Below are 11070 nucleotides of genomic sequence, written 5' to 3'. Positions count from 1 at the left end.
CCTCTGGTTGTGTTGGTCCCCACTAATTTACCCACCGACCCTTCACCCCGGCTAAAACGGGGGGGGGGGGGGGGGGGGGGGCGCCCGCCCCCGCCGACGCCGTCCCGCGGCTGGGGGAGGGGCGGGCGGCCGTGCCGCCGCCCCGCCGCGGGAACGTACTCAGGCCGGCTTGTGCGCCAGGTTGGTGGCGAGGGAGAAGGGAGTGAGGTCGACCTCCGGCGTGACGCCGCGGTGCAGGTCGCGGATGATCCGGCCGGCGGTCGGCGCGTGGGCCAGGCCGTGACCGGTGAAGCCGGCCGCGAACAGGATCCGCTCGTGCGCGCCCTCGCCCCGGCCGATCAGCGCCGACTTGGTCGGGGTGACGTCCAGGGTCCCGGTCCAGGCGCTGTGCAGCTTGGCGCCCGCGGCCTTCGGGTACCACTTCGGCAGCTCCTCGACGGCCGCGTCGAACCAGATGTCGCGCATGCCCTCCTGCTTGGAGATGCGCTCCAGGCCGACCAGGAAGCCCTTGCCCCGGCCCATCGTCTTCAGGCCGGAGACGGGGTGGAAGGTGAAGGGCGTCTCGGTGTCGGTGTCGGAGATCGGGTCGGTGTACAGCAGCTCGGCGAACTGGCCCCACACCGGCAGCTCCATGCCGGCGAGCTTGGCGACGTCGCCACCCCACGGCCCGGCTGCGATGACGATCGCGTCCGCGGTGAACTCCCCCGCAGTGGTGGTCACCTGGCCGCTGCGGGCGTCGATGCCGGTCACCTCGGTGCCGCTCAGCAGGCGGGCGCCGAGCTTCGTCGCCGCGTCCGCGTACCCCTTGACGATCGCTTCCGGCTTGACGCGGTAGCACTCCGGGGACCAGACCGCCGCCTCGAAGGTGCCGGCGTCCAGCCAGGGGTTGTACTCGACGGCCTGGGCGGGGGTGAGCAGCTGGACGTCGGCGCCCACCTCGCGGTGGGCCGGCAGCAGCGCCTCGATCTCGGCCGCCTGCTCGGGGCTGGTCAGCACCGTGAGCAGCCCGAGGTGCTTCAGCCCGAGGTCGGTGTTCGTCGTCGTCGCGAACGCGTTGAACTCGGCCATGCTCCGGACCGCCAGCTCGGAGTCGTACGGCTTCTTCGGGAAGTAGGTGCGGAACGCCCGCGCGGTCTGTGACGTGGTGGCCTCGCCGAAGCGGTCCCTCTCCAGCAGGAGCACGTCGATGCCGGCCTTGGCGCAGTGGTAGGCGATGGACACGCCGATCACGCCGCCGCCGATGATCAGCAGTTCGGCGGAGTTCTTCCCGTCAGGCATGTGCACTCCTCGCGGTGGTCGGACGGAACGTCCAGGTGTCGCCCCCCAGCTCCCACGGGAACAGCTGCAGGTTCCAGGAGCCGAGGGCGTTGGTGTAGGTGGCCAGGTGGGAGAGCAGCGCGATGAAGTCCTCCTTGGAGGTGGTCTTCTCCTCGATGACGGAGACCACCTCCTGAGTGAGGTCCCACAGTGTGTTCAGCCCGCAGTAGCCGAGGAATTCGGTGGGCTTGACGATGAGGATCCGGGCCATCTCGACCAGGGCGGACAGCGGTGCGTCGGTCAGCCGGGCGGCCCGCACCAGGCCGGTGTGGGAGACGTAACCCAGCGGCCGGGTCTCGCCGTTGATGCAGACCAGCGTGGTCAGGACCGAGCCCTTGGTCCCGGCACCGGTGTCGAAGCGGCCCTCGTGCGCGGCGACCAGTTCGTCGGGCGGATCGATCAGGACCCGCTCGGTCTCCGCGGCGATCCGCTCGATCAGGTCGCGTGCCCGGACGGACTCCGCCGGCATGCGCCGCACCCCGTGGCCGGACTCGCCGTCCACCCGCCGCACCTGCGCGAGGATCGGGGCGCCGTTGCCGTGCACCGAGTCCCAGACCAGCTGGCCGATCTTCGGCAGCGCGTCGAGGTCCTCCGGGACGACGGAACCGATCGGCGCGGCGGGCATCGGCTCGGTCAGCTCGCCGTACTTGATGGTGAGGTGCTGCACCGCGGAACAGAAGACGGTGCCGCTGGGCTGGATCTTGCGGTCGACCTTGTGGTCCGGCACGGCGTGCAGGAGGTCGTGCGCCGGCGGAACGTGGTAGATGCAGTCGCCGGCCACGAGCGCGTGTCCTTGCAAGGTCTGGTACGGCAGCGCGGCCCAGAGCGGCTCGACGAGTTGCGCGTTGCGGCCTTCGTCGAGGGTGATGCGAACCCTGGCGTCGATCGACGGCCAGGCGATCTCAAACTGGCGCATTGTTCCTACTCCGTTCTCCTCGGTTCCTCCAATGCCCGCATGCGTTCAACAGGTTCGGCGGGCCGTCGGATAGTGACGTTGGGACGCTATCAGCGGCCGGAATCTCCGGGTAGGGAAATCCGTCGCACCTCCCGAAAAGCTTTCGACTTTGTCACGTCGATATCTCGGCGGTAAACCCGGTGTTTGTCAGTCGGGTTTGTCAGTCGTGTTTTTCGGTTGTGTTTGTCAATCGCGTTTGTCAGTCTCCCGGGTTCCGCGGCGGATTTGTCGTATTTCGGGGCCGACCTGACAAAGCCCGGGTCCGGACGGCGTGGGCGCGAACGGCGTGAGGTCGACACCGGGGGAGCGGCCGAGGTGGAGGTCGCGGATCATCCGGCCGGTGGCGGGTGCCTGGCCGAGGTCCTGGCCGGTGTACCCGGCCGCGACCAGGATCCGCTCGTGCGCGCCGCCCGCCCTGCCGATGCAGGGCGTCCTGGCCGGGGTGACGTCCACCGTCCCGGTCCACACGCTGTGCAGCCCGACGCCCCCGAGCTTCGGGTACCGCCTGGCCAGCTCCTCGGCGGCCTCCCGGAGCCACACCTCCCGCATGCCCTCCTGCCGGGAGACGCGCTCCAGACCGACCAGGAAGGACCGGCCGGTGCCCAGTGTCTTCAGCCCGGACGCCGGGTGCACGGTGAAGGGGACGTCGAGCTCGCCGTCGGCGAGGACCGGGTCGGTGCCGAACAGCTCGGCGATCTGCGCCCACAGCGGGAGTTCCAGGCCGGCCGAGGCCGCGAGTTGGCCGCTGCCGGCCTCGGCCGCGAGGACGACGGCCTCCGCGGCGAACTCCCCGCGATCGGTGGTGACGCGGCCGCTCCCCGCGTCCAGCCCGGTCACCCTATGGCCGGTCAGCAGCCGGGCGCCGTGTTCCCGCGCGCCGGCGGCGTAGCCCCGCATCACCGTGTCCACGTCGAGGAGGTAGGACTGCGGGCACCAGATAGCGGACTCGGTGCCGGCCGGGTCCAGCCAGGGATTGCGCGCGCGGGCCTGGTCCGGGGTCAAAGGTTCCAGTTCCACGCCGACGGCGCGCTGGGCCGCCGCCTCGCGTTCCAGCGCGGCGGCCTCCTGCCGGTCGGACGCCACCACCAGCCAGCCGACGTCCGAGAGCACCAGGTCGGCGCCCCCGGCCGGGGCGAACGCCCGGTAGTCCGCGAGGCTGCGCACCGTCAGCTCGGAGTTGTGGACCTTCCCCGGCTGGTAGGTGCGCACCGGGCGGGGAGCCGGCGCGGTCTTTGCGGCGTCCGGGCCGAGCAGGACGACGTCGATGTCCGCCCGTGCGCAGTGGTACGCGATCGACAGCGCGGTCACTCCGCCGCCGATGACGAGCAGGTCCGTGGTGTGTGGCCGGCCAGGCATGTGCTCCCCCGTCTGAGGATTTCCGGTGTCGGAACGTGCGGTGCGGGAATTCACGATGCGGAATTCACGGTGCGGGAATTCACGGTGTCGGAATGCGCGCTTCAAGGGTGTGCCGGTGCGGCGGTGTCACCCGAGGTCTGTGCGGTAATCGGTTCGGGCGAGCAGCCGCACGAGATGGGCGACGGACGCGAGCGTGACGTGCCGGTGCCAGCCCGGAAAGGACCGGCCGCTGAAATCCCAGATTCCGGCGTTCCGGGAGACGGATTCCAGGTCCCGGTCCACCCGGCGCACGAGCCGGGCCAGTTTCAGCACGGTGGCGGCCGACACCGTCGTCAGCGTCGTCAGCCACAGCTCTTCGCACACGTTCTCCCCCACCGGGCTGACCGCGATCAGCCGCAGCGGCGCCTCCGCCCCCGGATGGGGCCGCTCGACGTCGGCGGGCCACCGGACATCGACGGTGGTGATCAGGTGGCCCTTCTCGACCGCGGGATCGGGACCGTCGACCGGCCGGCGGCGGAACCTGGCCGCCTCGACGATCCGGCGCGCGGTGAGCGGCCCGTGCGGGCGGCGCCCGGTCAGCGCCGGGTCCTTGATCTGCAACGGCAGGGTCGCCGAGATCCGTACGAACAGGGGCACCTCGGCGGCGTGCAGCGGCCGCAGGAGCTGGGCGCGTTCCATGGCGCGCCCGTCGAGCACCACCGGCCGGTCGGGGCCCCCGGTGCGGGCCAGGACCTGCAGCAGGGCGCGGGCCGTGCACTCGCCGAGGGACTCCGCACCGATGTCGTCGGGCATCCCCGCCCGCCGGCGCCGGTGCGCGTCCTCGACCCAGTCCTCGGGCACCTGAAGGCGCCAGCTGACCGGGGTGCTCGCCGTCTCGGAGACCGCGAGGACGCCGACCGCCCGCTGCCCGTTGACGGCCTTTCCCCGGATCGGGTCGAACCGCCGGCTCACCGCCACGGACTGCCGGCCCACCTTGGGGATCAGCACCGGGCGGATCACCCACGCCTCGGGCTCCATCGTCCGTGCCACGTACCGGGTGAGCGCGGTGCGGACGGGCTCCCAGTCCCAGGTGGAGTCGCTGATGAAGTGGTGCAGCCGCTGATCGATCCCCGGGCCGTCGACGAAGGCCGCGATGTTGCGGATGGTCTTGCGGCCGGGCGTGCCCAGGAGCCCCCGCAGGTACTGACGGGCCCTCAACCGCTGGTCACGCCGGGTGAACGTGGCGAACAGCTCGGCGCAAACCCGGTCGAGGACGAGCTCCGTCGGGTCGGACGAGCCGGTGAGCCCCAGCAGGGGGGTCGGGTCGTCCGGGGCGCGCGGGGCCGGCACCGCCGGGGCGGGCAGTGCCGCGGACTGGCCCGGTGCCCCGGCGCCGTTCGGGCCCGGCGCCCCGGTGTCGCACGGCGCCTCGGGCACCTCCCGCAGGCTCCGGCGCAACCGGTTGAGCACGTCGACGACGGTGCACGGTTCCAGTTCGAATTCCGCCGCCACCTGGTGGACCGGCGTGCTGGGCTTCGGTGCCGGCGCCGTCCCGGGGAGCTCGGCGTACCGCGGCGCCGCCGACGGGCGGTTGCGGTCCAGCCGGACCAGGTTGGTCGGCGGGGAGTCGGGGACCTCCAGGTGGCCGCGGAGCGCGCGCACCGTCCGCGGATCGAGCCCGGTCACCGAGGCGATCGCCCGGTCCGGCCAGTGCCGGCGCGAGTTGAGGATGCGGGTGGCCGCCGCGGTGCGGTCGTCGAAGGAGAGGGGCATGCCGTGCCGGGCGTTGGACGACACCGCGGCGACGAAAGCCTCCTCCTCGTCCCCGTCGAAGAAGACCACCTCGATCGACTGGTCACCGCGCAGTTCCGCGGCCTTCAGCCGGTGCATTCCGTCCAGGATCCGCATCGTCGTGCGGTGGACGAAGATGGGCGGGAATTTGACCGGTGACCGGGCGAGTGTGGTGATGTATTCCTGGTTCTCCCCGTGCGTTCTGATATTTTCCCCGTGTCGCAGAATGCGAATGGGAATCGTGCAGGCCGGCAGAACCGCCGGCGGCTCCGGTGTCGAAAGGACCTCGGCCACGCTGTCGACCTGAGCGGCCGCAGCTTGTTCCCAGCGCATTGGTGCCCCCTCATCCAGTGAGTCCGTGTGGGGTATGGGTGTACCTGGAGAAAGCGAAAGGGTGGGATGGCCGGCCGACGCGCCGCACACCTGGCGCGCGCAGGAAGTACGCCACGCGGTACTCGATTCGGGAGATTCCCCCGACGGATCCCCGGCTCATGCTGAATTGGCAGATCTCGGCCCCAGGCTATACAAGCACTCGAAGGACAACAAGTGTGCGAGTCGATCACCGCGGCACGGGCGCTCCGTATTGTTCTCCCCAGTCGGACGGGTTACCGGAAATACCCAGTCGGACGGGTGCCCGAATGACCCAGTCGGACGGGCGGCACGGAAACTGCGGAAATGCGCGGCCGCGGTCGGCCGCCGGCCCGGGACACCGGCCCACGGCCGACCTGATGCGGAACCACCTCACCTGACACAGTGCCCCGACGGGCATTGGCCCCGCCGCGCACGAGACCTGAGACTGAGGCGCAGTCAGCCGCCGATTCCCACCAGACCGTGTGTACCCGCCGCTTCGGGAGATCACCGTGCTCACTCGTACACCACCCGAGGACGCCTCGGTCACCGCCGCGTGCGACCTGGAGCTGGGTCCGGCGGCACAGCAGCCCCCATGGCCGGACGCGGGACTGGCCCGCCGGGTCCGCGGCCAACTGGCCGCCCTCCCGGGGCTGCTCGAAGCCGAGGAGGTGCTCGCGCTGCGCACCCGGCTCGCCGAGGTCGCCACCGGTGCGGCCCGGGTGGTGCAGGCGGGCGACTGCGCGGAGGATCCCGCCGACTGCACCCCGGGCGACGTGGCCCGCAAGTCGGAGCTGCTGGACCTCCTCGCCGGCCGGATGGAGGAGGGCACCGGCCGCCCGGTGCTCCGGGTCGGCCGGCTGGCCGGCCAGTTCGCCAAGCCCCGCTCCGCGCCGACCGAACGGATCGGTGACCTCGAACTGCCCGCCTATCGCGGGCACATGGTGAACAGCCCGGAGCCCGCCCCGGAGCGCCGGCGTCCCGATCCGACCCGGATGCTCTCCGGCTACCGGCTCGCCGACGCCGTCCTGCGGTACCTGGGCTGGGCCGACCGGGGCGCGCACCGGCGCCCCGCGCCGGAGGTGTGGACCAGCCACGAGGCCCTGCTGCTCGACTACGAGGTGCCGTTGGTGCGCCGCTCGGCGTCGGGCCGGGCCTGGCTGTCGTCCACCCACTGGCCGTGGATCGGCGAGCGCACCCGGCAGGTCGACGGGGCCCATGTCACGCTGCTCGCCCAGGTCGTCAACCCGGTGGCCTGCAAGGTCGGCCCCACGATGACCACCGGTGAGCTGCTGGCCCTGTGCGAACGGCTCGACCCGCGCCGGGAGGCGGGCCGGCTCACCCTGATCACCCGGATGGGCGCGGACGGGATCGGCGGCCGGCTGCCCGCCCTCGCCGCGGCCGTACGGGCCGCCGGGCACCCGGTGATCTGGCTGTGCGACCCGATGCACGGCAACACCTTCGCCACCCCGGACGGGTTCAAGACCCGGCTCCTGCCCCGGATCGTGCAGGAGGTGACCCGCTTCCAGGACGCGGTCGGCGACGGCGGCGGCGTCGCGGGCGGTCTGCACCTGGAGACCACCCCGGACGACGTCACGGAATGCGCCCGGACCCCGGCGGACGTCCCGCACGTCGGGGACAAGTACACCAGCCTCTGCGATCCGCGCCTCAACCCGGACCAGGCCGTCGAGGTGGTCTCGGCCTGGCGGACGTGAGCGCCGACCGGCTCGACGGCAAGCAACCGGCGGGCCCGAACCGGAACTTCCCCGTGCACACCCTGCAATGGAGGTCTGAACGATGGAGGACACAGTCGCCCTGGTCACCGGGGCAGCGGGCGGGATCGGCGCGGCCGTGGTCCGCGCCCTGGCCCGGCGCGGCACGCGAGTGGCCGCGGTCGACCGGGACGCCGGACGACTCCACGAGGTGACGGGGAAGATGGTCGCCGACGGCCTGTCCGTGGCGGCGTTCCCCGCCGACGTCACCCGCGCCGCCGAGGTGGCGGAACTGGTGGACGGCGTGGAGAGCACGCTGGGACCGGTGGACCACCTGGTCAACGCCGCCGGCGTGCTGCACCTCAGCCCGGTGCGCCGACTGACCGACGAGGACTGGGCCGCGACCTTCGCCGTCAACACCACGGGCGTGATGCACGTGTCACGCGCGGTGGTCGACCGCATGGTGCCCCGTCGTCGCGGCGCGATCGTCACCGTGGCGTCCAACGCGGCCGGCACGCCCCGCATGGACATGGCCGCCTACGCCGCGTCGAAGGCTGCGGCGACGATGTTCACCAAGTGCCTGGCCCTGGAGGTCGCCCGCCACGGCATCCGCTGCAACGTCGTCGCCCCCGGCTCCACCGACACCGCGATGCTCCGGTCCATGTGGCACGACGAGACCGGCCCGCAGGCGACGATCGACGGCCGGGCCGAGGCCTACAAGGTGGGCATCCCGCTGGGCAAGCTGGCCCGGCCGGCGGACATCGCGGACGCCGTGGTCTTCCTGCTCTCCGAACAGGCCGGGCACATCACCATGCACGACCTGACCGTCGACGGCGGCGCCACCTTGGGCGTGTGAGGAACCTTGGGCGTGAAGGAGAAGGCCATGGCAGGGATACCCCCCATCGAGCCCTACCCGATGCCGGACGCGGGCGACCTGCCCGAGAACGTCGCCGGGTGGGAAGCCGACCCGGACCGGGCGGTGCTGCTCATCCACGACATGCAGCGCTACTTCGTTCGCCCGTTCCCGGACACCCTCCGCGGTGAACTGGTGGGCAACACGGCGCAGCTCCGCGAGCGCTGCGTGAGCCTCGGCATCCCGGTCGCCTACACCGCCCAGCCGGGCGGGATGACCGCCGAGGACCGCGGACTGCTCAGGGACTTCTGGGGACCGGGCATGCAGGTCGACCCCGCCGACCGCCGGATCGTCGACGAACTGGCGCCGGCCCCGGACGACTGGCTGTTCACCAAGTGGCGCTACAGCGCCTTCTTCCGGTCGGACCTGCGCGAGCGGATGGCGCGGCACGGCCGTGACCAGCTCGTCATCTGCGGCGTGTACGGGCACGTCGGGGTGCTGATGACCGCCGTCGAGGCGTTCACCAACGACCTTCAGACGTTCCTCGTCGCCGACGCGATCGCGGACTTCTCCGCGGACCACCATCGGCTGACCCTCGACTACGCCGCCCGGCGCTGCGCGGTGGTCACCACGGTCAAGGCGTTCTGCGCGTGACCGCGCCCACGACGCCCGCCGCGCCCACGACGCCCGCCGCGCCGGACCTGCTCGAGCTGGTCCGGTCGCCGCGGCCACCGGCGTTCGCGCTGATCCACCGCCCGGAGCGGACCGGCGGCGAGGTGCTGGACGTCCTCGTCGGCGAGGTGTCCGCGGTGGCCGCCCTGGCCGACATCCCACTGCCCGAACGGGCCGACGGCGCGGGCCACGACGTGCTGGTGCTGGTGCCGTTCCGGCAGCTCGCCGAGCGCGGCTTCGCCTGTACCGACGACGGCGAACCGCTGCTGGCGATGACCGTCACCGCCCAGGCCGAGGTGCCCTGCCACGAGGCGCTGGCACAGCTGCCCGACCTGCCGATCCGACTCTCCGGCGAGCACTTCGACATCTCCGACGACGACTACGCCGACCTGGTGCGCACGGTCGTCACCGAGGAGATCGGCCGGGGCGAGGGCGGCAACTTCGTCCTCAAGCGCTCCTACGTCGCGGAGATCACGCACTACTCGCCCGGGCACGGCCTGTCGCTGTTCCGCCGACTGCTCCAGCAGGAGACCGGCGCGTACTGGACGTTCATCGTGCACACCGGCGACCGGACGTTCGTCGGCGCCACCCCCGAGCGGCACATCAGCGTGCACGGCGGCACCGCCGTGATGAACCCGGTCAGCGGCACCTACCGGTACCCGCCGAGCGGCCCGGCCCTCCCGGACGTGCTGGCCTTCCTCGGCGACCGCAAGGAGACCGACGAGCTCTACATGGTCCTCGACGAGGAACTCAAGATGATGGCCGGGATCTGCGAGGGCGGGGGCCGCGTCGTCGGCCCGTACCTCAGGGAGATGGCCCGGCTGGCGCACACCGAGTACTTCATCGAGGGGCGCAGCACCCGCGACCCGCGCGAGATCCTCCGGCAGACCCTGTTCGCCCCCACCGTGACCGGGAGCCCGCTGGAGAACGCCTGCCGGATCATCCGCCGGTACGAGCCCGCGGGCCGCGGCTACTACAGCGGGGCCGTCGCGCTCATCGGCCGCGACGGCGGCGGCGGCCGCACGCTGGACTCCGCCATCCTGATCCGCACCGCCGACATCGACCGGGGCGGCCGGCTCCGGCTCGGGGTCGGGGCGACCCTGGTGCGCCACTCCGACCCCGTGTCGGAGGTCGCCGAGACGCGGGCCAAGGCCGCGGGGCTGCTCGCCGCGTTGCGGGCCGACCGGCCCGCGTCCCGCGCCGACGGGCCACCCGTCCGGGCCGACCGGCCCGCGCGCTTCGCCGACGACCCGCGTGTCCGGGCCGCACTGGCCCGCCGCAACACCGGCATCGCCGACTTCTGGCTGACCGACGCGGACCGGCGCAACGGCCCCCGACCCGGGCTGTACGGCCCCCGGTCCGCGCTGGACGGCCGCCGGGTGCTGGTGGTCGACGCCGAGGACACCTTCACCGCCATGCTGTCCCACCAACTGCGCTCGCTGGGACTGGATGTGACGGTCCGTCGATTCGACGAGCGGTACACCTTCGACGGATACGACCTGGTCGTGACGGGCCCGGGACCGGGCGACCCGCTGGACGTCGGGCAGCCCAAGATCGCCCATCTGCACGCGGCGGTCGACCGGCTGCTCGCGGAACGGCGGCCGTTCCTCGCGGTGTGCCTCAGCCACCAGGTGCTCAGCGCCCGGCTCGGGCTGGAGGTGATCCGCAAGGGGGTGCCGAACCAGGGCCTCCAGCAGGACATCGACCTGTTCGGCCGCCCCGAGCGGGTCGGTTTCTACAACTCCTTCGCCGCCCGCAGCGACGACGACAAGACCGAGTACCCGGGGATCGGCGCGGTGGAGATCAGCCGCGATCCGGCGACGGGGGAGGTGCACGCGCTCCGCGGGCCCGGGTTCGCCTCGGTGCAGTTCCACGCGGAGTCGGTGCTCACCGTCGACGGCGTCCGCGTCATCGCCGACCGGCTCGGTGAGGCCCTGGGCCGGTGAGGACGACGGAAGGGGGGGCCCCCCCCCCGGCGGGCCCCCCCCCCCCCCGCCCCCCCCCCCCAAACAACCCCCCCCCCCCCCCCCCCCCCCGCCGCCGGGGGGGGGGGGGGGGGGCCCACGCCCCCCCACACCCCCGCCCGG

8 protein-coding genes are annotated in these 11070 nt (G+C 72.5%); 4 read left to right on the top strand and 4 right to left on the bottom strand.

The window, feature by feature from the left end; genetic code table 11:
• Positions 1-159: 159 nt before the first annotated feature.
• The 4 genes from ACIBEC_RS29805 to ACIBEC_RS29790 form a co-directional block, all read right to left on the bottom strand.
• A complete protein-coding gene (locus tag ACIBEC_RS29805; protein WP_360506239.1) occupies positions 160-1278 on the bottom strand; it encodes an FAD-binding oxidoreductase in 1119 nt (372 codons plus the stop codon).
• Positions 1271-2233 carry a hypothetical protein gene (locus ACIBEC_RS29800; protein WP_360506242.1) on the bottom strand — a complete coding sequence of 321 codons (963 nt, stop codon included), beginning with the start codon at positions 2231-2233 and terminating at the stop codon, positions 1271-1273. The genes ACIBEC_RS29805 and ACIBEC_RS29800 overlap by 8 nt, the downstream gene beginning before the upstream one ends.
• 225 nt (positions 2234-2458) lie before the next feature.
• Positions 2459-3628: an FAD-binding oxidoreductase gene (locus tag ACIBEC_RS29795; protein ID WP_360506245.1), complete on the bottom strand. Its 1170-nt coding sequence runs from the start codon at positions 3626-3628 to the stop codon at positions 2459-2461.
• Positions 3629-3754: 126 nt separating this feature from the next.
• Positions 3755-5731, bottom strand: a complete 1977-nt coding sequence (locus ACIBEC_RS29790) for a transposase (protein ID WP_360506248.1) — start codon at positions 5729-5731, stop codon at positions 3755-3757.
• 527 nt (positions 5732-6258) lie between these two features.
• Between ACIBEC_RS29790 and ACIBEC_RS29785 the strand changes: the two genes are divergently transcribed.
• The 4 genes from ACIBEC_RS29785 (at position 6259) to ACIBEC_RS29770 (ending at position 10929) form a co-directional block, all read left to right on the top strand.
• Positions 6259-7461 carry a 3-deoxy-7-phosphoheptulonate synthase gene (locus tag ACIBEC_RS29785; RefSeq protein ID WP_360506251.1) on the top strand — a complete coding sequence of 401 codons (1203 nt, stop codon included), beginning with the start codon at positions 6259-6261 and terminating at the stop codon, positions 7459-7461.
• An 82-nt stretch (positions 7462-7543) separates the two neighbouring features.
• Positions 7544-8314: a 2,3-dihydro-2,3-dihydroxybenzoate dehydrogenase gene (locus ACIBEC_RS29780; protein ID WP_360506253.1), complete on the top strand. Its 771-nt coding sequence runs from the start codon at positions 7544-7546 to the stop codon at positions 8312-8314.
• Positions 8315-8341: 27 nt separating this feature from the next.
• Positions 8342-8965, top strand: a complete 624-nt coding sequence (locus tag ACIBEC_RS29775) for an isochorismatase family protein (RefSeq protein ID WP_360506256.1) — start codon at positions 8342-8344, stop codon at positions 8963-8965.
• Positions 8962-10929, top strand: a complete 1968-nt coding sequence (locus ACIBEC_RS29770) for an anthranilate synthase family protein (RefSeq protein WP_360506259.1) — start codon at positions 8962-8964, stop codon at positions 10927-10929. Before ACIBEC_RS29775 ends, ACIBEC_RS29770 begins: the two co-directional genes overlap by 4 nt.
• Positions 10930-11070 lie beyond the last annotated feature (141 nt).

Origin of the sequence: Kitasatospora sp. NPDC051164 (assembly GCF_044455625.1) — a bacterium.
Classification (GTDB): domain Bacteria; phylum Actinomycetota; class Actinomycetes; order Streptomycetales; family Streptomycetaceae; genus Kitasatospora.
Note: the sequence above shows the minus strand (reverse complement) of the source record. Positions and strands in the feature narration are given on the sequence as shown.